Raw genomic sequence first — 21,820 nt, 5'->3', positions numbered from 1 at the left:
GCGGAGTCAGGCTAACGCCCGCGGCAGCGCCTGTTCGTGCGTGGGAGCCTGTCCTCGCGAAGGAGTCGTGAGGGCAGGACTGAGGGATTCCGACAAGGGATCGTTGCGTTCCTGTGAGCAACTTCCAGCCAACGGGGAGGACGGCGCTGGCAGACTGGGGGCATGGTGACGTTGTTGCTGGACCAGACGCAACTCGAGGTCGTGCTCTCGCCCATCGAACGTGCCGCCACCTTCCACCGCGAGAACGTCCGCATCGTGCGCGACACGATCACCAAGGTCCAGCTGACAGACGACGCCTGGACCTGGCTCCGCGGCGTCCCGAATCCGGGTACCCACATCCCGGGTGTGCTGGCGGCCGGGAGCTGGAAGGCCGCGGGGAGCCTCGACTTCGTGCTGATCCGCCGTCGACGTCCGAGCGTGGTCGTCGATCTCGAGGGCGATCCGCAGTACAACCGCTTGATCCTGACCACACGGCACGGCCTGGCGCTGACGCAGGCGCTGCGCCTCCCGGTGTCCGAGGAGCCCACGACGGTCGAGGAGATCGTCGCCACGGCTCCGACCCCGGTGTCGAAGGGCAGTCGGCGCCCGGTCATCCGACCACGTCCGGCCTGATCCCCGATGCAGAACGCCCTCCCGGTGGACCGGGAGGGCGTTCTGCATCGGGAGCTCAGCCGCGGTGCTCGTCGTGGTGCTCGTCCCCACGGTCGTCCGCGGGGGCGTGCTGTTCCGCCGGGGTCTCCGTGTCGTCTGCGGACTCGTCGCTCCCGAACTCGTCCTGCGGAGCCCCGTCGCCGGACGACGTCTCCTCCGCCGGAGCGAGCGGGTAGTCGCGCGGTTCGTCCTCGTAGTAGGCGCGTGCGGCGGCGGCCAGCATCGAGCTCACAGCGGCCGACCGCGGGTCGTCGTCGTCGGACGCAGGAGAGGCGTCCTCGCCCTGCGCTGCGGCCTCGGCGGCGTCCTCGGACGGCGCGGTCTCATCGTCCGCCGACGAGGCGTCCAAGCCGGTGAAGAACTCCACGCCCGCGGGCTCCTCGTCACCGGAGGCGCTGTCGGATGCGTCGGTGCTCGTGCTGTCGGCCGGTGCGTCGGCAGCGGAGCCGACGGCCTCGGCGGGGGTCTCGTCGGTCGTCGACGGCGACTCGGTCTCGGACTCGGACTCGGACTCGGACTCGGTCTCGGACTCGGACTCGCCGGGAGCATCCGTCGCCGCCGGCTGCGCGGGCGACTCGGTCTCCGCGTCTGCGGACGCGGCGGCGAACAGGGCGGCGAAGGACCGCCGCGGAGACTCGGCGACGGGCGCGGGCGCACCGAAGAGGATGTCGTCGAACGACGGCGAGCCCTCGGCCTCCGCGTCGGTCTCCGCATCCGCGGGCTGCGCGTCTGAGGTCGCGTCGACCACGGGCAGGGTCCGGGTCGCGTCGTCATCGGCGGCGACGACGGGAAGGGCCCGGGTCGCATCCTCGTCCGCGGCGGCCTCCGCCTCGTCGGTCGGAGCGGTGTCGTCGTCCATCGACTCGGCGGAGACAGGGCCGGTTGTCTGAGGCGTCAGGTCGTCGGCGAGCGCGGCGGTGCCGCCGGCTGCGAGAGCCGCAGCCGCGGTGCCGGCGGCTTCATCCGTCGACGGGCCGTCCGTCGGAGACTCCTCTGCCGGAGCCTCGGCGGCGGTCGCGGACTCGGGATCCTCCTCGGCGGGAGCCTCCGTCTGATCGAGCGCCGGGGCGGTGTCGAAGCGGCCGCCCCGCATGAGGTCGATGAAGACGTCCTCCAGCGTCGGGCCGCGCTGCACGAGCGTGCTGAGAGCGATACCGGCGTCCGCAGCGACGGCGCCGACGCGGCTGGCGTCGGTCCCGCGCACGGTCAGCCCGGAGCGGAGCACCTCGATGTCGAACCCGGCGGCGACCAGCGCGGTCGTGAGACCGGGGCGATCGACGGAGTCGACGACCACGGATCCGCCGGCCGGATCGGCCAGCGTCTCGATGCCGCTCGACAGCACGAGGCGTCCCTTGGAGAGCACGAGCACGTGGTCGGCGACCTGCTCGATCTCGCTGAGCACGTGGGAGGAGACCAGCACCGTGCGCCCTTCGTCGGCGAGGCGACGCATCAGCAGCCGCATCCAGCGGATGCCCTCCGGGTCGAGGCCGTTCGCCGGCTCGTCGAAGACGAGGGCGCCGGGGTCGCCGAGGAGCGCGTGGGCGACGCTGAGGCGCTGGCGCATGCCGAGCGAGAACCCGCCGATGCGCGTGTCCGCCTCACCCTCCAGGCCGACGAGGGAGATCACCTCATCGACGCGGGCGAGGCGGATGCCGTTGGCCTTCGCGGCGATGGTGAGCTGACGGCTCGCCGTGCGGCGCGGCCGATAGGCCGTCTCCTCCAGCACGGCGCCGATGGTGCGCAGCGGCTGCCGCAGCTCGGCGTAGGCGGCCCCGCCGATCGTGGCGGTGCCGGACGTGGCGCGCACCTGGCCGAGCAGGATGCGCAGGGTCGTCGTCTTGCCGGCACCGTTGGGGCCGAGGAAGGCGGTGACGGCGCCGGGCTCGACACGGGCGGAGAAATCCGAGACGGCCGTCACCTCGTTGAAGCGCTTCGTCACATTCGTGAACTCGAGCACCTGTCCTTCGGGCATCCGGGACCTCTCGTTGCGATGAACAGTTCCTCCTATCCTGCCGGAAAACCGCCCCGGAACCCGCATTTCGTGCGGAATCCGGCCGCACGCGACGGGGTAGCCTGGCACCCGTGACCGATACCCCCGCCGCGCCCCGTGTCCTCATCCGCACCGAAGGAGCGCTCGGGCGGCTCACGCTCAACCGCCCTGAGGCAATCAATGCGCTCGACGAGGACATGATCGCCACCATCACGGAGGCCCTGGTGGCCTGGCGTGACGACTCCGACGTGCAGATCGTCCTCATCGATGGCGCCGGGGAGCGCGGTATGTGCGCGGGCGGCGACGTGCGTCGCCTGCACGGCCAGATCACTTCCGGCCATCCGGAGCAGTCTGCGGAGTTCTTCCGAGGCGAGTACGCGATGAACGCCATGATCGCGGAGTACCCGAAGCCCGTGGTCGCGCTCGCCGACGGGATCACGATGGGCGGCGGTATCGGTCTGGCGGGGCATGCCGCGATCCGTGTGGTCACCGAACGCTCGAAGCTCGCCATGCCGGAGACCCGGATCGGCTTCACGCCCGACGTCGGCGGCACCTGGCTGCTGGGGCGGGCGCCCGGACGGCTCGGCGAGTACCTCGGCCTCACCGGGGCCACGATGAACGGTGCCGACGCCGTGTACGCGGGCTTCGCGGATCACTTCGTCCCCTCCGACCGCCTGGATGCGCTGCGCGAGGCTCTGGCCTACCGCGCCGACCCGACGAGTCCCAGCGAGATCGTCCTGCTCTTCGACGAGACGCCGGAGCCGTCCTCGCTTCCCGCCGCGCGGGAGTGGATCGACGAGGCGTTCGCCGCCCCGACCGTGCCCGAGATCCTGGAGCGGCTCCGCGCGCTCGGCACCGAGGAAGCGGCGGCCGTCGCCGACCTGCTCGACGATCTGGCTCCGACGGGCCTCGTCGTGACGCTCGACGCGGTGCGGGAGGCCCGGGAGATGATCGGGCTCCGCGCCGCGCTGGAGGGCGAGTACCGCCGGGTGCTCTGGTTCGTGAACGAACACCCCGACCTGGTGGAGGGCATCCGCGCGCAGCTCGTCGACAAGGATCGCAACCCGCGGTGGCAGCCGGCCTCCCTCGCCGAACTCGGCCCCGACGCCGGGGCGCCCGCCCGCGACTACGTGCCGCAGCCCGCGCTGTTCTGACGCGCGCCTCAGTTCTCTTCGGGGACGACGGCGGCGCGGCGACGGGACTCCCAGGTCGTCCGGAGCACATCGGTGACGTCGCCGGGTTCGAGACCGGCGTCCTGTGCGGCGTCGACCAGCTCGCGGATCCTCCGGATGACCGCCCCGGGGAGCACGGCGGCGGAGTCGGCGACGCGCGTGCCTGCCGCGGTGCGCGACACGACCAGACCGTCGGCTTCGAGCATCTTGTAGGCGCGCGCCGCCGTGCCTGGTGCGACCCCGAGGTCGCCGGCCGTCTGCCGGACCGACGGCAGGCGTTCGCCGGCACCGAGCTGCCCGGAGACGATGAGCCCGCGGAACTGCCGATAGATGTCCCGGGCCGGGAGCGCATCGTCGGGGCCGGACAGCGGGGAGCGCGGCGTCATCGCGCCCCCTCCGGCTGCCGCATCGCCGCCGTCGCGGGGTCTGCCGACCGGCGGGAGCCGCCCCGCAGAGCCAGCGCCGAGAGGACCAGAAGGGCCACGGCGACGACCTCCAGCACAGGGGCCGCGGCGCCGGCCGCGCGGGCGATGTCGGCGTAGCGCCAGACGATCTCGAACGTGCCCTCGCCCTCGATCGTGAGAGGGCCGATCCGTCCCGCGCTCCCGATGAACCGCCAGGCGGCGGCCAGCGCGAGCAGGAGGCCTCCGGTCGCGACCTGGGCGAGTCCCGCGGCGATCCGGCGGCGCTCGTGGTGCTCCGCGGGAACGGTCTCCGGCCGGAGGAACGGACGCGTGGCATTCGCCCACAGCGCCCATAACACCGCCCCGGCGAGGAGCGCGCAGCAGAGCAGCACCGCGACGCCGTACGCCCACCCGTAGAACCACAGCCGCACCGGGTCGACGTCGGTGTTCGGCGCGGGGATCTCCAGGAACACGAAGGGCCCGCCGTCGATGTTCGACGACGCACAGCCGGCGGCGATCGTCGTGAGGACGAGTCCGAGGAGCGCGAGGCCTGCCGCGGCGGTCCCCCCGCGAGGACTGAAGGAGAGCCAGGTCCGCCGGGTCCCGGTGGTCACCGGCTCTGTCGCATGGCGTGCACCTCCGACGCTGACCGCGAGTGCCAGGGCGGCGGCGACGGCGGCGGTGGCGAACACGGGGGCGGCGTAGCGCCACCAGGACACCTCACCGTTCAGCGATAGCACGTACCGCGCGAGCACCTCCACCGTCACCCCCGTCCCGAGGACCACCAGGGCGCCGACGGCGAGGAGGCGCCGCTCGGGGGAGTAGCGCGCGCTCACGGCGGCGGCCTCGTCGCGCGTCAGTCGGGTCGCCGTCGCCGCACGCGTGCGCCACCAGGGCGTGAGGGCGAGCAGCGCAGCGATGACGAGGCCGACGACGAGGAAGACGGCCGGCGAGGAGAGGACGGCGCCGATGATGTCCGGCGGGGTGGGGTTCGACATGGCGGACTCCGTTCTTTGTGCCATATGTCTATCACAACTTGTGTCAGCCAAGTGATACATACGGTGGTTCGCTGTGAGCGAAGGTCCTCCCGGAGGGGGATCCGAATGTCGCCGCTTCGTGGCACCCTGTCGTATGGCCGGTCATCGGTCGGCATCCGTCTGCCGGGAGACCCGCCACCTCCTCCTTCCGAGAAAGTCCGCCTGTGCTGGGAAAACTCCTCCTCCGATATCTGTCACGCTACAAGTGGCTCCTCGTCGCCGTGCTGGTCTTCCAGTTCGCCAGCGCGGCCGCCACGCTCTACCTGCCGCGCCTCAATGCCGACATCATCGACAACGGCGTCGCACAGGGCGACACCGCGTACATCTGGCGCACCGGCCTGTTCATGTTGGCCGTGTCGTTCGGCCAGATCGTGGCCTCGGTCATCGCGACCTTCTTCGCCGCCCGCGCCGCGATGGGCGCCGGCCGTGACATCCGCGCCGACGTGTTCGGCAAGGTCAGCGGCTTCTCCGAGCGCGAGGTCTCGCAGTTCGGCGCCGGATCCCTCATCACCCGCAACACGAACGACGTGCAGCAGGTGCAGATGCTGGCGATGATGGGCGCGACCATGCTCGTCACCGCGCCGCTGCTCGCGATCGGCGGCATCATCTTCGCCGTGCAGACCAACGCGGGGCTGAGCTGGCTGATCGCCGTCTCCGTCCCGGTGCTGCTCCTTCTCGCGGCACTCGTCATCGGCCGGATGGTGCCGCTCTTCCGCAGCTACCAGGGCAAGCTCGACAACGTGAACCGCATCATGCGCGAGCAGCTCACGGGCGTGCGGGTCGTGCGGGCCTTCGTCCGGGAGCGCATCGAGGAGGAGCGCTTCCGCGGCGCGAACACCGACATCATGGTCGTCGGCCGCAAGGTCGGCTCGCTGTTCGTGCTGCTGTTCCCGCTGTTCATGCTCATCCTCAACGTGACCGTGGTCGCCGTCATCTGGTTCGGCGGCATCGAGGTCAACAACGGCACCGTGCAGGTGGGCACTCTGTTCGCCTTCATGCAGTACATCGGCCAGATCATGGGCGGCGTCATCATGGCGAGCTTCATGGCGATGATGATCCCGCGCGCCGCGGTCTCCGCCGAGCGCATCGGCGAGGTGCTGAACACGGAGTCCACCATGACCCGCCCGGTGGACGGCGTCACCGCTTTCCCGACCCCGGGTGCCGTTGCGTTCGATGACGTGGAGTTCACGTACCCCGGCGCCGACGCCCCCGTCCTCGCCGGCATCAGCTTCGCCGCGGAGCCGGGGGAGACCGTCGCGATCGTCGGCTCCACCGGGTCGGGCAAGACCACGCTCGTCTCGCTCATCCCGCGCCTGTTCGACGTGTCCGGCGGGTCCGTGCACGTCGGCGGCGTAGACGTCCGCGAGGCCGACGTCGAGGCGCTGTGGGACAGCATCGGTCTGGTGCCGCAGCGTCCCTTCCTCTTCACCGGCACCGTCGCGTCCAACCTGCGCTACGGCCGCGAGGACGCCACCGACGAGGAACTCTGGCACGCGCTGGAGATCGCCCAGGGTCGCGACTTCGTGGAGGAGATGCCGGACGGTCTCGACTCCCGCATCGCCCAGGGCGGCACGAACGTGTCCGGCGGTCAGCGCCAGCGCCTGGCGATCGCGCGGGCCATCGTGCACCGGCCGCAGGTGCTCGTGTTCGACGACTCCTTCTCCGCGCTCGACCTCACCACGGATGCCCGGCTGCGGCAGGCGCTGTGGCGCGAGCTTCCGCACGTGACGAAGATCGTGGTCGCGCAGCGCGTCTCCACGATCACCGACGCGGACCGCATCGTGGTCCTCGAGGGCGGCACCATGGTCGGCGTCGGAACCCATGAGGAGCTGCTGGAGACCAGCGAGACCTATCGCGAGATCGTCGAGTCGCAGCTGGGGGTGGACGCATGAGCGAGCAGGACCCTTCGACAGACTCAGGGACCCAGGGGACGGACCCTTCGACACGCTCAGGGACCCAGGGTCGGCGCCGTCGCGGACGGGGTAAGGCGCCGGCGCCCACGGTCGAGCGGGAGCTCACCGCCGAGGAGCAGTACGAGGCGGAGCTCGCCGAGCAGGCGCGGCAGAACTCCGGCGACTGGGACAGCGTCGCGCCGGGCAAGGCCGACAACTTCGGCCCGAGTTTCGCGCGGATGATCGGGCTGCTCAAGCCCTCCGCAGTGTGGTTCGTCTTCGTGTCGATCCTCGGTGCGATCGGGGTCGTGCTGACCGTCGCCGCCCCGAAGGTGCTCGCCGAGGCGACGAACATCGTCTATCGCGGCTTCATCTCGATCCAGCTCGGTCAGCCCACCGGCGACTTCCCCGGGTTCCCGGCCGGGACCCCGCAGGACGTCGTCGTCGACGCGCTGCGGGACGCCGGGCAGAACGACTTCGCCAACCAGGTGGGCGCGCTCGGCGACTTCCGGGTCGGCGACGGCATCGACTTCGACGCGCTGCGCTGGGTGATCGCCGCTGTTCTCGCGATCTACGTCGTGGCCGCGTTCCTCAGCTGGCTGCAGGGATACGTCATCAACGTCATCATGGTGCGCACCATGTGGCGGCTGCGCGAGGCCGTCGAGGCGAAGATCAACCGGCTCCCGCTGGCGTACTTCGACAAGGTGCAGCGCGGCGAGCTGATCTCGCGGGTGACGAACGACATCGACAACATCACCCAGACCATGCAGCAGTCGCTGTCGGGAGCACTGACCGCCGTGCTGACGGTGATCGGCGTGCTCGTGATGATGTTCTCGATCTCGTGGCAGCTCGCCCTCGTCGCCCTCGTGGCGCTTCCGCTCATGGGCGTGATCTTCGGCGTCATCGGACCGCGGTCGCAGAAGGCCTTCGGCACGCAGTGGCGCAAGGTCGGCCGGCTCAACGCCCGGGTCGAGGAGGCCTTCTCCGGCCACGCGCTGGTCAAGGTGTTCGGCCGCGAGCAGGACGCGCTGGACAAGTTCAAGGCCGAGAACGAGGAGCTCTTCCAGGCGAGCTTCAAGGCGCAGTTCCTCTCGGGCATCATCATGCCCGCGATGACCTTCGTCGGCAGCCTCACCTACGTCGGCATCGCGGTGCTCGGCGGGCTCATGGTCGCGAGCGGGCAGCTGCGGCTCGGCGACGTGCAGGCGTTCATCCAGTACTCGCAGCAGTTCACGCAGCCGCTGTCCGAGCTGGGCGGCATGGCGGCGGTCGTGCAGTCCGGCACCGCCTCGGCGGAGCGGGTGTTCGACCTGCTCGACGCCGATGAGCAGGAGGCCGACGACCCTGACGCTCCTGCTCTCCGCGAAGGGGAGGGGGTGATCGAGTTCGAGAACGTGTCCTTCTCCTACTCGCCGGAGCGTCCGCTCATCACCGATCTGTCGTTCCGGGTCGAGCCGGGGCAGACCGTCGCGATCGTCGGGCCCACGGGTGCCGGCAAGACGACGCTCGTGAACCTCATCATGCGGTTCTACGAACTCAGCGGCGGACGGATCACGCTGGACGGTCAGGACATCTCGACCATCACGCGCGACGACCTCCGGTCCCGCACCGGCATGGTGCTCCAGGACCCCTGGCTGTTCGCCGGGAGCATCCGCGAGAACATCCGCTACGGACGCTCGACCGCGACGGACGAGGAGGTGCTGGCCGCCGCGCGGGCGACCTACGTCGACCGCTTCGTGCACGCGCTTCCGGACGGGTACGACACCGTGCTCGACGAGGACGCGTCGAACGTCTCGGCCGGTGAGCGGCAGCTCATCACGATCGCCCGGGCGTTCGTGGCGCAGCCGTCGATCCTCATCCTGGACGAGGCCACCTCGGCGGTCGACACCCGCACCGAGCTGCTGCTGCAGAACGCCATGGCCGCTCTCCGGCAGGGACGCACCTCGTTCGTCATCGCGCACCGGCTGTCGACCATCCGCGACGCGGACCTCATCCTCGTGATGGAGCACGGCGACATCGTCGAGAAGGGCACGCACGACGAGCTCATCGCCGCGCAGGGCGCGTACTGGCGGCTGTACCAGTCGCAGTTCGAGCAGGCGGCGACCGACCTCGATGCGGAAGCGGCCCTGACCGGGTCGTCTCCGGTCGTGGTGACGGGAGAGGCCGACGCCGAGGCCCGCGCGGAGGAGCAGGCCGCCGATGCCGTGGCGGGTGCCGCCGTCGGCGCCCAGCTTCCCGGGGCGGAGGCGGCCGCCGCGCAGGCGCTCCTCGACGACGGGGCGGACGGCGCGACGCCTCGTCCCTGATCGTCATCGCCCTGACGCCCCGCTCCGGACTCGGAGCGGGGCGTCAGTCGTCAGGAGCGGTCCGCGTCGATGCCGAACAGCTCGAGGGGATGGGTGAGGCGCCACCACGGGCTCGGGCCGTCCACGTCTTCGGCGAGGACGAGTGCGGTCTCGGTGGTGTCGACGGGGCCGGCCGTGGTGAGGGTGCCGACGTCGCCGTCCGCCTCGCGCTGCTCGCCGAGATCGAACACAGCCGTCGCGGTCGCGCTCGCCCCGTTCCACAGCACCACATCCGCGTCCGCACCGGTCACGACGTCGACCTCCTCGCCCCAGGCGGTGCGGACACGTCCGACCACCGTCCCCGCCGGAACGGCCGGGCCCTGCGCCTGCAGCGCCGCCTCGGTCTGCGCGAACAGCGCGCGCGTGAGGGCGAGGCGCGCCTCGTCGTCCTCCTGGTTCAGTGCCGCGGCGTAGAGACGGACCGTCGAATCCCCCACGGAGACGTCCTTGGCCGTCAGCAGGTTCCAGCCGACGAGCGTGCCGGTCTTGATGCCGACGACCCCGGGGTCCGCGAGCATGCCGTTCGTGTTCTCCACCGTTCCCGCCCCCGGCAGCTCGACCGACCGGGTGCCCACGATCTCCGCGAACACGGGGTTCTGCATCGCCAGCTCGCCGAGAGCCACGAGCGCCTCCGGGGTGGCGACGTTGCGCGCGTCGAATCCGGACGGCGTGACCACGGTGATGCCGGAGAGCCCGCGCTCGCCGAGCCAGACCTCGGCGGCGGCCGCGAACTCGCGGTTGGATCCCCAGATCTCGGAGGCGAGTCGATCGATGTAGTTGTTGGCCGAGCCGAGCAGCGTGCCCTGCAGGAGCTGATACTCGGTGAGCACTCCGCCCACGGGCACATCCAGTGCGGACTGGTTGGAGATCCGGTAGTCCCAGTAGCGGATGCTGTCGGCGTAGGTGAAGGAGAACTCGGGGCCCTGCTCTCCGGGCGCGAGCGGCAGGCGGTCGAGCACCATGAGCGCGCTGACGACCTTGGTGATGCTCGCGATGCTGACCGGGGCGGTCGTGGACGCGGCCGTCGTCATCCCCGCGATGCCCACGGCGCCGTCGCCCACCTCCGGCCACGCGAGGGCAGCGGTGGGGGCGGCCACCGGGGTGACCTCCACGGCCTGGACGGTGGGGGCGACCTCGTGCAACGGCCAGAGCAGCGTGCTTCCGGCGTAGGAGGCGACGAGCCCGGCGAGCACCCCGAGCGGGACGAGCAGCCCGGGGCCGGCGATCGCCGGGCGCAGCGTCGCGTCGCGCAGCAGACCGGGGGCGGCCTCGGCGTCCGGAATGGCGTCGAACTCCGGCGTCGAGGAGCCGGCCTCGACCACGCCCGTGTCGACCCAGGTCAGCGCGGTCGCCGGTGTCGAGGCGTCGGCCCACGCGACGGTCTCCGTCGTGCTCGCGGGCACCGGGTCGACGGTCTGCGAGGACGCGGGGGCGGAGTCTTCGGGCCGCGCGTCGACGCCGACGCCGCCGGACGCCTCTTCAGGGGGATCGGAAGCGGTCACTCGCTTACGGTACCGAATGCCGCCAGGAATCCGCCGTGCACGGCTCGGGACGCGCGGGCGGAAGACGCTAGGATCGACAGCACAACCACGGGAGTCCGGCGAGCCGGGCTGAGAGGGAGCGAATCGCGCTTCGACCGTCGAACCTGATCTGGGTCATGCCAGCGCAGGGAGGAGTTCACATGAGTACGTCCACGTCCGCATCCTCGTCCACGAAGACGACCGGCGCTCCGGCACGCAGCTATCTGCGGTGGCGCATCGTCGACATCGTCGTCGCCAGCGTGCTCGGCGTCGCCGCCGGCCTGATCTTCCTGGCCTGGAACGTCGGGTACCTCGGCCCCAAGGCCCTGCTCGAGCCGCTGCTCCCCGGGCTCCAGGGGCTCCTGGACGGACCGTGGCTGTTCGCCGGAGTGCTCGGCGGCCTCATCATCCGCAAGGCCGGTGCGGCGATCTACGTCGAACTGCTGGCCGCCGTCGTCTCGGCGCTCATCGGCAACCAGTGGGGTGGCTTCCTCACGCTCGAAGCGGGCCTCGTGCAGGGTCTCGGCGCCGAGCTCGTCTTCCTGCTGTTCTTCTACCGTCGCTGGTCGCTGCCCGTCGCGATCCTCGCTGGTGCCGGCGCTGCGCTCGCGGGAGGCATCAACAACCTCATCCTCTGGTACGCCGGCTCCGGTCCCGCGTTCACCGTGATCTACCTCGTGAGCACCGTGCTCTCCGGCGCCGTCATCGCCGGTGCCCTGTCGTGGGTGCTCGCCCGCGGCATCGCCGCGACGGGAGCGCTGGACCGCTTCGGGTCCGGGCGCGAGGCGCGCGTGCGCGTCTGATGGCGGCGCAGGTCGCTCCCGCGGTCGTCGAGGCGCGCGGCTGGGGCTGGCGGCATGCAAGCCGCCGGGCGTGGGCGCTGCGCGACGTCTCGTTCCGCATCGAGCCCGGCGAGCGGGTTCTCGTGCTCGGCGCCTCCGGGGCGGGCAAGTCGACCCTGCTGCACGGCCTCGCGGGCGTGCTCGGCGGCGAGGAGGAGGGCGAGAGCGCGGGGGAGCTCCTCGTCGACGACGCTCCGGCGGTGGCGACTCGCGGGCGCGCCGGTCTCGTCCTCCAGGACCCCGATTCCCAGGTGATCCTCGCCCGCGCAGGCGACGACGTCGCGTTCGGGTGCGAGAACCTCGGCGTGCCGCGTGCGGAGATCTGGCCGCGTGTCGAGGCGGCGCTCGCTGCCGTCGGCCTCGACGTGCCGCTCGATCATCCCACCAAGGCGCTGTCGGGCGGCCAGAAGCAACGTCTCGCCCTCGCCGGCATGCTCGCGATGCGCCCCGGCCTCGTCCTCCTCGACGAGCCGACGGCGAACCTCGATCCGGACGGGGTGCGCGAGGTCAGGGAGGCGGTGGAGCGGATGCTCGCCGCGCACCCCGCCACCCTCGTGGTCGTGGAGCATCGACTCGAGGTGTGGTTGCCGCTCCTCACCCGGGTCATCGTGCTCGGTGCCGGCGGGGTGGTCGCGGACGGCCCTCCCGCCGCGGTGCTCGGTGCGCAGGGAGAGCGCCTGGCGGCGGACGGCGTCTGGGTGCCCGGGCGTCCTCCCGTCGAGCCCCCGGCACCGCGGGCGGTGCCCGGCGAGGTGCTGCTATCGGCCCGAGCACTCGCCGTGGCGCGGGTGAAGGGGCGTCCGGTGGCCCGAGGCATCGACCTCGACGTGCGGGCGGGCGAGGCCCTCGCGATCACCGGGCCGAACGGCGCGGGCAAGTCCACGCTGGGTCTGACCCTCGCGGGCCTGCTCCCGCCCGCGGAGGGGGCCGTGACCGCGGCGCCGATGCTCGCGCAGGGTGCCGATCCCGCGCCGATCCGCTGGGCGTCCCGCGACCTCCTGACCCGGATCGGCATGGTCTTCCAGGAGCCGGAGCACCAGCTCCTCGCCACCACCGTGCGGGACGAGCTCGCCATCGGCCCGCGCGCGCTGGGCGTCCCTGAGGACGAGGTCGAGGCGCGCGTCGACGAACTGCTCGCCCGCCTGCGCCTGTCCGCGCTGGGAGCCGCGAACCCGTACACGCTCTCGGGTGGGGAGAAGCGCCGTCTCACCGTCGCGGCCGCGATCGCCACGCGACCCCGGGTGCTGATCCTCGACGAGCCGACGTTCGGACAGGACGCCCGCACCTGGGCCGAGCTCGTCGCGATGCTCGCCACCCTGCGGGATGAGGGCTCCGCGATCGTCACCGTCACGCACGACCTCGACGTGGCGCGCGCCCTGCACGCCACCCGCTTCCCCCTGGGGGCGCCGGCATGACGGATCCCGCCGACACCCGCGCCCGCGCCGGCGTCGTGGCCCGGATCAACCCGGTCGCGAAGCTCGGCGTGAGCGCGCTCATCGCCGTGCCGTTGATCCTCACGCTGGATCCGGTGTCGGCGGCGGTCGCCCTGGTGCTCGAAGCGGTGCTGTTCCTGTTCGCCGGCATCGGGTGGCGGGAGTTCTGGGTGCGCACCTGGCCGGTCTGGCTCGCGGCGCCGCTGACGGGGCTCACCATCGCCCTGTACGGCGAGACGAGCGGCACGGTCTACGTCGACTGGTTCGTGCTGCGCATCAGCGAGGGGTCGCTCGCGCTCGCCGTCGCCACGATGCTCCGGGTGCTCGCGATCGCCCTGCCCTCGGTGGTGCTCTTCATCACGGTCGATCCGACCGATCTCGCCGACGGCCTCGGGCAGATCCTGCGCCTGCCCGCCCGATTCGTGCTCGGCGCGCTCGCCGGACTGCGCATGGTGGGGCTGTTCCTCGATGACTGGCGGGCTCTGGAACTGGCGCGTCGAGCCCGCGGCGTGGCCGACCGCGGCCGCATCCGACGCTTCCTCGGCATGGCCTTCGCCCTGCTCGTCCTGTCCATCCGCCGCGGCGCGAAGCTCGCGACCGCGATGGAGGCGCGGGGCTTCGGCGCCCCCGGTCGTCGCACCTGGGCGCGCGAGTCCCGCTTCGGCGCCCCCGAGTGGGCCCTCCTCGCCGTCGGGGCCGCGATCTCCGGGATCGCGATCGCCGCGGCGGTCGCCACGGGCGCCTGGAACTTCATCCTCGGGCCGTCCTGACCCTCACCCTTTTCGGACGAGGACCCCTGGAGGTGGCTCGGCGGCCGGTCTAGCGTCCGCAGGAGACAGTGCCAATCGACACCGACCGAAAGGGACGTCCCATGAGCATCTCCTCCGCCGACGACCAGCCGCTCTTCACGCGGCCGGGTGAGGCCACCGTCGCACCGCGACACGTCATCCCGGATTCCGAGTCGCTTCCCGCGACGGCGAAGCAGATCGTCGAGGACGAGACCATCCTCGACGGCAACGCGCGCCTCAACCTCGCCACCTTCGTCAGCACCTGGATGGACGACGAGGCGAAGCAGGTCTACATGGCCTCCTTCGACAAGAACATGATCGACAAGGACGAGTATCCGCAGACCGCCGCCATCGAGGACAACTGCTGGCACATGCTCGCGAACCTGTGGAAGGCGCCGGACGCCGCTCGCAGCATCGGCACGTCGACCATCGGCTCCTCCGAGGCGTGCATGCTCGGCGGTCTGGCGTTCAAGCGTCGCTGGCAGCAGGCGCGCCGTGCCGCCGGCAAGGACGCCTCCACGCCGAACCTCGTGATGTCGAGCGCGGTGCAGGTGTGCTGGGAGAAGTTCTGCAACTACTTCGACGTGGAACCGCGCTACGTGCCCATCAGTGAGGAACACAAGACGCTCGACGGCCACGACCTCGAGAAGTACGTGGACGAGAACACGATCGGGGTGGTCGCCATCATGGGCGTCACCTACACCGGCATGTACGAGCCGGTGGCCGAGATCGCCGCGGCGCTCGACGCGATCCAGGAGAAGACGGGTCTCGACATCCCGATCCACGTGGACGGCGCCTCGGGCGCGATGATCGCCCCGTTCCTCCAGCCCGACCTGGTCTGGGACTTCCGGCTGGAGCGCGTGCATTCCATCAGCACCTCGGGTCACAAGTACGGTCTCGTCTACCCGGGTCTCGGATGGGTGGTCTGGCGCGACGCGCAATGGCTGCCGGAGGACCTGGTGTTCAAGGTGAGCTATCTCGGCGGGGAGATGCCGACCTTCGCCCTGAACTTCTCCCGCCCTGGCGCTCAGGTGCTGCTGCAGTACTACCTGTTCCTCCGCCTCGGGTTCGAGGGCTACCGGGCCGTGCAGCAGGCCTCGCAGGACGTGGCGAAGTTCCTCTCCGCGGGCATCGCGAAGCTCGATGCGTTCGAGCTGTGGAACGACGGCAGCGACATCCCCGTCTTCGCCTGGCGCCTGAAGGACGGGCACACCGACAAGTGGACGCTGTACCACCTCCAGGACCGCCTCCGGATGCGCGGCTGGCTCGTGCCCGCCTATCCCATGCCCGCGGACCTCGAAGACCTCACGGTGCAGCGGATCGTCGTGCGCAACGGGCTCAGCATGGACCTGGCCGCCGAACTGCTCGACGCCATCACCGCCGAGGTGGCCCACCTCGACGCGCTCACGGCTCCCATGCCGTCCGACCACCCCGACTCGGCGTTCCACCACTAGGGGGCCGACATGTCCGCCTCGCAGTCCGGTGCCGCCGGCGCCGCCTCCACGCCGCGTGTCTCCCGTCCCGCCGTCGCCGTCCTCGGCGTCGGGCAGCTCGCCCTCCTCACCCTCGTGGTCGTGGCGAGCCTGCGCTCGCTGCCGGCGATGGCGATCTACGGCCTGGGCAGCGTCACGCTCTACATCATCCCGGCGATCCTCTTCCTCATCCCCACGGCTCTCGTCGCGGCCGAACTCGCGACGGGGTGGAAGGGCGGCGTGTACGTCTGGGTGCGCGAGGCCCTCGGCAACCGCTGGGGGTTCACCGCGGTGTGGCTGCAGTGGATCCAGAACGTGGTCTGGTTCCCGACGCAGCTCGCGTTCGTGGCCGGCGCCCTCGCCTTCGTCTTCCTCGACCCCTCGCTGTCCAGCTCCGGGTTCTTCACCGCGGTCGTCATCATCGTCTTCTACTGGGGCTCCACCCTGGTCACCCTCCGCGGCGGCGACCTCTTCGCGAAGCTCGGCTCGTGGGGCGGCATCATCGGCACGCTGTTCCCGGCGGTGCTGCTCATCGTGTTCGGTGCGGTGTGGGTGTTCAGCGGAGAGAAGAGCCAGGTGCCGCTGGATGCCTCGGCGATGATCCCGCCGTTCACGGGGCTGGCCTCCATCGTGCTGATCGTGTCGAACGTGCTCGCCTACGCCGGTATGGAGGTGAATGCGGTCCACGTGAACCAGATGAAGGATCCCGGCAAGGGCTACCCGCGCTCCGTGTTCCTCGCCGCCGGCCTCATCCTGCTCGTCTTCATCCTGCCCACCATCGCGATCGCGGTCGCGGTGCCGGAGAAGGAACTCGGGCTGACGAACGGCATCATGCTCGCGTTCGGGGAGTACTTCGACCACTGGGACATGGGGTGGGCGACGGCCGTCGTGTCCGCGCTCATCGCCGCCGGGGCCCTCGCCTCGGTCGTAACCTGGGTCGCCGGTCCGTCCAAGGGTGTGCTGGCGGCGGCGGAGACAGGGCTGCTCCCGCCGCTGCTGCAGAAGCGCAACAAGGCCGGGGTCCAGTCGGGCATCCTGATGCTCCAGGGCACGATCGTCACGATCCTCGCGGCGATCTTCATCATCGTGCCGAACGTCAGTGCAGCCTTCGTCGCCCTCATCGACATGGCCGCCGCGCTCTACCTCATCATGTACATGCTCATGTTCGCCTCGGCGATGGTGCTGCGGCGGAAGGCGCCCGACGTTCGCCGGGCCTATCGCGTGAAGGCCCTGCCGTTCGTCGCCGGGGTCGGTTTCGCCGCCTGCCTCGCCGCGTTCGTGCTCGCCTTCATCCCGCCTCAGGGGTTCACCGCCTTCCCGGCCGCCGCGTACCCGTGGATCGTCGGTCTGGTGATCGTCGTGCTCGGCGCGCCGCCGCTGCTGTTCTACGCGCTGCGCAAACCGTCGTGGGACCGGCGCCCGGCCGACGGGAGCCTCCTCAGCGACGCGCATCCCGAGGCGTGAGCGCGGCTCAGGTCTCGTTCCAGAGCCGTCGGTAGTACTCCAGTCTCGGGGGATCGGGGTCGACACCGTAGGCCGCGATGAGCGTGTCCTCCCACCCGGGACCGAAGTTCCACAGCGTGCTCATGGCGGCCACGGCGATGTCGGCCCACCGGTCGGCGACGCCGAGCGCGGCGAGGTCGACGTGGGCCACCGGACGGCCGTCGTCGTCGAGCAGGGTGTTGGGGAGGCACGCGTCGCCGTGGCAGACCACGAGCCGGTCGATCGACGGGGGCTCGTGCAGGTCCGTCGGCACCGTCGTGCCGCGGGCGGCGGCGTTCGCGATGCGCTCCGCCGGGCTCCACGTCCACGGGCACTCCGCGACGGGGAGGGCGTCGTGCAGCAGGCGCAGGCCGAGCCCGACCGCGCGCACGGCGACCTCCGGAGAGGCGGCCCACCGCGGATCCACGGCACTGCTGCCGGGGAGGGCCGCCGTCACGAGCCATTCGTGCGCCTCGTCCTGGCCCTGGGAGAGCACCTCGGGCACCGTGGTCCAGGTGCGGGCCCAGCGCATCCGCTCGGCCTCGTCGCGCATGTTCGCCTCGGGATCGTGGGGACCCCATTTGATGTAGCGGCCGTCGTCGGTGCGGAAGGTCAGGCCGCCGATCGCGTTGCGCCACGCGGGGGTCAGCGCGGCCCCGGCGGCGAGTTCGCGGACCCGGGCGGGGACCTCGACGGAGGCGGCGGGGATGCTCACCTCTCCATCCTGCCGGAACCTCGGTGTCGTAGGCTCGGGTCGACGCGGCGGGCCTGCGGTGACACCAAGAACCGCATAGGCTGGGACTGCGTTCCATGCATGTCGCACGACGACGTTCGAAGGAGAACATCAGATGCAGATCAGCGGACAGGGTGCCCTCGTCACCGGCGGCGCCTCCGGACTCGGGCTGGCCACCGCCCGTCGGCTCACGGCCGCAGGCGCGCACGTCACGATCATCGACCTCGCCTCGTCGAAGGGGGAGGAGATCGCCGCAGAGCTCGGCGGTCTCTTCGTGCCCGCCGATGTGACGAGCGTCGACGAGGTCAAGGCCGCCGTCGCCGCGGCACAGGCCGCCGCGCCGCTGCGGGTGGTCGTGAACTGCGCCGGCATCGCCCCGCCCGCCAAGGTGCTCGACCGGGACGGCACGCCCGCCGTCCTCGCCGACTTCGAGCGCATCGTGCGCATCAACCTCGTCGGCACGTTCAACGTGATCTCCCAGGCCGCCGCCGTCATCGCCGCGAACGAGCTGCACGACGAGGAACGGGGGGTCATCGTCAACACCGCGAGCGTCGCCGCGTTCGACGGACAGATCGGGCAGCCGGCGTACTCGGCGTCCAAGGGCGGCGTGCACGCCATGACCCTCCCGATCGCCCGCGAACTCGCCCGTCACGCCATCCGCGTGTGCACGATCGCCCCCGGCATCATGGAGACCCCGATGCTCATGGGCCTGCCGCAGGAGGCGCAGGACTCGCTCGGACAGCAGGTGCCGTTCCCCGCTCGCCTCGGACGCCCCGACGAGTACGCCGCCCTCGTGCAGCAGATCGTCGAGAACGGCTACCTCAACGGCGAGACCATCCGCCTCGACGGCGCCATCCGCATGGCCCCGCGGTGACCCCTCCCCGGTTCGAATCGCCTGAATGACCCGATTCGACCCGGAAATCCAGCCAATCAAGCGATTCGAAACGAGAACCATGAGCACACTCGCCGGAAAGACCATCCTCATGTCGGGCGGCAGCCGCGGGATCGGCCTCGCGATCGCCCTGCGCGCGGCCGCGGACGGCGCGAACATCGCGATGCTCGCCAAGACCGACTCCCCGCACCCGAAGCTCGAGGGCACCGTGCACAGCGCGGCCGAGCAGATCCGCGCCGCCGGCGGCCAGGCGCTGCCGATCGTGGGTGACGTGCGGGACGACGACCACATCACCGAAGCCGTCATGAAGACGCAGGGCGAGTTCGGCGGGATCGACATCGTCCTCAACAACGCCAGCGTCATCGACCTCTCCCGGTCGCTCGACCTCTCCGCGAAGAAGTACGACCTCATGCAGGACGTGAACGTCCGCGGCACCTTCATGCTCTCCCGGGCCGCGGTGCCCATCCTCAAGGACGCCGAGAACCCGCACATCCTCTCGCTCTCGCCGCCCCTGAACCCCACCCCGAAGTGGCTCGGTGCGCACACCGGGTACACGCTGGCGAAGTACGGGATGACGATGGTCACGCTCGGACTCGCGGCGGAGTTCGCGGCCGACGGCATCGCCGCCAACACGCTGTGGCCGCGCACGACGATCGCGACGGCCGCGGTGCAGAACCTCCTCGGCGGCGACAAGGTGATGGCCGCGAGTCGGACCGCCGACATCTACGCCGACGCCGCCTACGCCGTGCTCACCCAGCCGGCGCGCACCTACACGGGACAGTCGCTGATCGTGGAGGACGTGCTCGAGGCGAACGGCGTCACCGACTTCTCCGGTTACGCCGCGGTGCCGGGGACTCCGGACAGCGCGCTGTTCCCGGACATCTTCCTGGACTGATGCGCTTCGACAGGCTCAGCGACCCAGCTCTGGGGCCCTGAGCCTGTCGAAGCGTTGGGTCCCTGAGCCTGTCGAAGGGCTAGAGCAGCAGGTACACGGCGCCGAGGACCGTCAGCACGATCACGATGCGGTCGAAGAGCCGCTGGTCCAGGCGCCGCGCCACCCGCAGCCCGAGCAGTGCACCGAGCACCACGAGCGGCGCGAGGATCGCATCGGTGAGCAGCACGGGCCCGGTGAACAGTCCGATCCCGGCGAGGAACGGCACCTTGATCACGTTGATGATCGCGAAGAACCAGGCGGAGGTGCCGAGGAACACCTGGACGGGCGTCCGCGTGGCGAGGAAGTACATCGACATGACCGGCCCGCCCGCGTTCGCCACCATGGTCGTGAAACCGCCGAGCGTGCCGTAGACGCCGGCCAGCAGCGCGCCGCCCCGGGCCGCGGCCTCCTGCTCCGCCCGCGCCTGCCGCCACCGCCGCCACAGCGTCACGGCGATCATGAGCAGCAGGATCACGCCGATGGCGCGGCGGACGACCCCGTCTCCGGTCAGGGCGAGGAAGGCGAAGCCGAGGAGGAGTCCGGCCACGACCGCCGGTGCGAGGCGCAGCAGCGTCGGCCAATGCGCGTGCCGTCGGTAGGCGAGCAGTGCGAACACGTCGCCCACCATCAGCAGCAGGAGCGTCGCGGCCGTGGAGGTGCGTGCGGGGAGGACCGCGGCGAACAGGGCGATCGCGAGGATGCTGCCGCCCGGAAGAGCGGTCTTCGAGATCCCGATGACGACCGCGGCCACGCCCAGCGCGGCCCAGGCCCAGGGATCGAGCGCTGTCACCGCCGGAGCTCGGCGGCGATGGCGTCGTACCCGCGGTCGGTCGCGAGGTCCAGCGGCAGCACGCCGTTGCCGTCGCGGATGGTCGCATCGGCGCCGCCGTCGAGGAGAGCGCGCACCACCTCGACGTAGCGGGCGGACCCGTCGCCGAGCACGATCGCCTCGTGCAGGGCGGTCCAGCCGAGGTTGTTGATGTGATCCGGATCGACCCCCGCCTCCAGCAGGATCTCGACCGTCGGCAGCAGGCCGCGCTCGGACGCGGGGATCAGCGCGGTGCCGCCGAAGCGGTTCGTGCTGCGGAGGTCGGCGCCGTGCGCCAGGGTCATCCGCAGGATCTCGTCATGCCCGCGGGCGCCGGCGTAGAGGTAGGCGGAGTCCTGGATGTCGTCCTTCGCGTTCACGTCGGCGCCGGCCTCGATCAGGAGCCGTGCCGCGTCGACGTGGTTCGCCTTGGTGGCCGCGATCAGGGGAGTCATGCCGCCGTCGCCACGGGCTTCGATGTCGGCGCCCGCGTCGAGCGCGCGGCGGACGGCGTCAGCGTCGCCCGCGGCGGCCGCGGCGAGCAGGTCGGACGTGGCGTCGGTCATGGGAGCCTCCGGAGTCGGTGCCGTGTGGGGCGACGAGGGTGCAGCCGTGCAGGCCGAGGCGAGGAGCAGCGCCCCCGCGAGCACGACGACCGCCTCACTCCGTCGCATCCGCATGCATCCGGTATACCAAATGCTCCCGAAGGGAGGCGGCTCAGCTCCGCGTGGCAGCGAGGGCGGCGGCGAAGCGCGCGGCCCGCTGCTCGATGTCCGCCCAGTCGGCATTCGCGATCGCTGCGCCGTTCGCGAGGTCGCCACCGGCCCCCACGGCGACCGCGCCCGCCGCGAACCAGTCGGCGAGGTTGTCGGGCTTCACGCCGCCCGTGGGCATCAGCGGGGCGTCCGGGAAGGGCCCGCGCAGCGCACCGAGGTAAGAGGGGCCGCCGAGGGAGGCGGGGAAGATCTTCACGACGTCGACGCCGAGCTCGAGGGCGCCCATGACCTCGGTCGGGGTCATCGCGCCGGTCATCACGACGCGGCCGGTGTCGAGCATGGCGCGCGTGAGGTCGGGGAGGGTGCCAGGGCTGACGAGGAACGCGGCACCCGCGTCGGCGGCCTGGGTCGCCTGTTCCGCCGTCGTGACGGTGCCGGCGCCGATGTACGCGGCGTCACCGTGACGGGTGATGAGCTCGCGGATCACGGCCGGCGCGTCGGGGGTCGAGAAGGTCACCTCGATGCCGGAGACCCCGCCGCGGATGATCGCCTCGGACGCCTCCAGGGCCAGCTCCGGCGACGGGGCGCGGAGGACGGCGAGGATACCGGTGGTGCGGGCACGGGTGAGGCGGTCGGACATGGCGCTCCTTGATCGAGGGGATGCGCCCATTCTCGCGTACGAGAAATTGTCATTACAAGCGGTGGGAGG

19 protein-coding genes and 1 riboswitch are annotated in these 21,820 nt (G+C 71.2%); of the genes, 11 read left to right on the top strand and 8 right to left on the bottom strand.

Annotated features, from left to right (window positions below):
- The first annotated feature begins 162 nt into the window (after window positions 1-162).
- Window positions 163-612 carry a hypothetical protein gene (locus AUV07_RS14270; RefSeq protein WP_025104866.1) on the top strand — a complete coding sequence of 150 codons (450 nt, stop codon included), beginning with the start codon at window positions 163-165 and terminating at the stop codon, window positions 610-612.
- 55 nt (window positions 613-667) lie between these two features.
- Here AUV07_RS14270 and AUV07_RS17840 read toward each other — a convergent pair whose 3' ends face one another.
- Entirely contained in the window at window positions 668-2,623 is a 1,956-nt protein-coding gene (locus AUV07_RS17840) for an ATP-binding cassette domain-containing protein (RefSeq protein ID WP_197462154.1), read from the bottom strand.
- Window positions 2,624-2,733: 110 nt separating this feature from the next.
- Between AUV07_RS17840 and AUV07_RS14255 the strand changes: the two genes are divergently transcribed.
- Window positions 2,734-3,795: an enoyl-CoA hydratase/isomerase family protein gene (locus AUV07_RS14255; protein WP_062637127.1), complete on the top strand. Its 1,062-nt coding sequence runs from the start codon at window positions 2,734-2,736 to the stop codon at window positions 3,793-3,795.
- 8 nt (window positions 3,796-3,803) lie between these two features.
- Here AUV07_RS14255 and AUV07_RS14250 read toward each other — a convergent pair whose 3' ends face one another.
- Window positions 3,804-4,199 carry a GntR family transcriptional regulator gene (locus tag AUV07_RS14250; RefSeq protein ID WP_062637122.1) on the bottom strand — a complete coding sequence of 132 codons (396 nt, stop codon included), beginning with the start codon at window positions 4,197-4,199 and terminating at the stop codon, window positions 3,804-3,806.
- Window positions 4,196-5,215 (bottom strand): hypothetical protein, encoded by a 1,020-nt coding sequence (locus tag AUV07_RS14245; RefSeq protein ID WP_062637120.1) that lies wholly within the window; start codon window positions 5,213-5,215, stop codon window positions 4,196-4,198. The genes AUV07_RS14250 and AUV07_RS14245 overlap by 4 nt, the downstream gene beginning before the upstream one ends.
- Window positions 5,216-5,418: 203 nt before the next feature.
- Between AUV07_RS14245 and AUV07_RS14240 the strand changes: the two genes are divergently transcribed.
- Entirely contained in the window at window positions 5,419-7,146 is a 1,728-nt protein-coding gene (locus AUV07_RS14240) for an ABC transporter ATP-binding protein (protein WP_062637118.1), read from the top strand.
- Window positions 7,143-9,452, top strand: coding sequence for an ABC transporter ATP-binding protein (locus tag AUV07_RS14235; RefSeq protein WP_062637117.1), 2,310 nt, complete (start codon window positions 7,143-7,145; stop codon window positions 9,450-9,452). Before AUV07_RS14240 ends, AUV07_RS14235 begins: the two co-directional genes overlap by 4 nt.
- A gap of 50 nt (window positions 9,453-9,502) precedes the next feature.
- Here AUV07_RS14235 and AUV07_RS14230 read toward each other — a convergent pair whose 3' ends face one another.
- Complete coding sequence (locus AUV07_RS14230; protein ID WP_062637116.1) at window positions 9,503-10,993, bottom strand: D-alanyl-D-alanine carboxypeptidase family protein; 1,491 nt, start codon at window positions 10,991-10,993, stop codon at window positions 9,503-9,505.
- Window positions 10,994-11,070: 77 nt separating this feature from the next.
- A riboswitch (TPP riboswitch) is annotated at window positions 11,071-11,182 on the top strand.
- Here AUV07_RS14230 and AUV07_RS14225 point away from each other — a divergent pair.
- The 5 genes from AUV07_RS14225 to AUV07_RS14205 all read left to right on the top strand — a co-directional run bounded on the left by AUV07_RS14225 (window position 11,173) and on the right by AUV07_RS14205 (window position 17,010).
- A complete protein-coding gene (locus AUV07_RS14225; protein ID WP_062637114.1) occupies window positions 11,173-11,814 on the top strand; it encodes an ECF transporter S component in 642 nt (213 codons plus the stop codon). (Overlaps the previous riboswitch by 10 nt.)
- Complete coding sequence (locus tag AUV07_RS14220) at window positions 11,814-13,268, top strand: ABC transporter ATP-binding protein (RefSeq protein WP_197462153.1); 1,455 nt, start codon at window positions 11,814-11,816, stop codon at window positions 13,266-13,268. Before AUV07_RS14225 ends, AUV07_RS14220 begins: the two co-directional genes overlap by 1 nt.
- Window positions 13,265-14,056: an energy-coupling factor transporter transmembrane component T family protein gene (locus AUV07_RS14215; protein WP_062637112.1), complete on the top strand. Its 792-nt coding sequence runs from the start codon at window positions 13,265-13,267 to the stop codon at window positions 14,054-14,056. The genes AUV07_RS14220 and AUV07_RS14215 overlap by 4 nt, the downstream gene beginning before the upstream one ends.
- A gap of 101 nt (window positions 14,057-14,157) precedes the next feature.
- Window positions 14,158-15,528 (top strand): glutamate decarboxylase, encoded by a 1,371-nt coding sequence (locus tag AUV07_RS14210; protein ID WP_062637110.1) that lies wholly within the window; start codon window positions 14,158-14,160, stop codon window positions 15,526-15,528.
- 9 nt (window positions 15,529-15,537) lie between these two features.
- Window positions 15,538-17,010, top strand: a complete 1,473-nt coding sequence (locus AUV07_RS14205; RefSeq protein WP_082802978.1) for an amino acid permease — start codon at window positions 15,538-15,540, stop codon at window positions 17,008-17,010.
- A gap of 7 nt (window positions 17,011-17,017) precedes the next feature.
- Here AUV07_RS14205 and AUV07_RS14200 read toward each other — a convergent pair whose 3' ends face one another.
- Window positions 17,018-17,743, bottom strand: coding sequence for an aminoglycoside 3'-phosphotransferase (locus tag AUV07_RS14200; RefSeq protein WP_062637108.1), 726 nt, complete (start codon window positions 17,741-17,743; stop codon window positions 17,018-17,020).
- A gap of 133 nt (window positions 17,744-17,876) precedes the next feature.
- Between AUV07_RS14200 and AUV07_RS14195 the strand changes: the two genes are divergently transcribed.
- Both AUV07_RS14195 and AUV07_RS14190 read left to right on the top strand, forming a co-directional pair.
- Window positions 17,877-18,635, top strand: coding sequence for an SDR family NAD(P)-dependent oxidoreductase (locus tag AUV07_RS14195; RefSeq protein ID WP_062637106.1), 759 nt, complete (start codon window positions 17,877-17,879; stop codon window positions 18,633-18,635).
- 79 nt (window positions 18,636-18,714) lie between these two features.
- The gene (locus AUV07_RS14190; protein WP_025104853.1) at window positions 18,715-19,548 is read left to right on the top strand and encodes an SDR family oxidoreductase; all 834 of its coding nucleotides are present in this window, start codon (window positions 18,715-18,717) and stop codon (window positions 19,546-19,548) included.
- A gap of 79 nt (window positions 19,549-19,627) precedes the next feature.
- Here AUV07_RS14190 and AUV07_RS14185 read toward each other — a convergent pair whose 3' ends face one another.
- Genes AUV07_RS14185 through AUV07_RS14175 form a run of 3 tightly spaced genes read right to left on the bottom strand, consistent with a single transcriptional unit; the run spans window position 19,628 to window position 21,751 of the window.
- Window positions 19,628-20,377, bottom strand: a complete 750-nt coding sequence (locus tag AUV07_RS14185; protein WP_062637104.1) for a sulfite exporter TauE/SafE family protein — start codon at window positions 20,375-20,377, stop codon at window positions 19,628-19,630.
- Window positions 20,374-21,075: an ankyrin repeat domain-containing protein gene (locus AUV07_RS14180; RefSeq protein ID WP_062637102.1), complete on the bottom strand. Its 702-nt coding sequence runs from the start codon at window positions 21,073-21,075 to the stop codon at window positions 20,374-20,376. Before AUV07_RS14180 ends, AUV07_RS14185 begins: the two co-directional genes overlap by 4 nt.
- Window positions 21,076-21,112: 37 nt before the next feature.
- Window positions 21,113-21,751: a bifunctional 4-hydroxy-2-oxoglutarate aldolase/2-dehydro-3-deoxy-phosphogluconate aldolase gene (locus AUV07_RS14175; RefSeq protein WP_062637100.1), complete on the bottom strand. Its 639-nt coding sequence runs from the start codon at window positions 21,749-21,751 to the stop codon at window positions 21,113-21,115.
- Between the last annotated feature and the right edge of the window lie 69 nt (window positions 21,752-21,820).

Source organism: Microbacterium sp. CH1 (genome assembly GCF_001595495.1).
Lineage (GTDB): Bacteria > Actinomycetota > Actinomycetes > Actinomycetales > Microbacteriaceae > Microbacterium.
The sequence above is the reverse complement of the archived record's forward strand: the minus strand, read 5'-3'. Positions and strand labels throughout refer to the sequence as shown.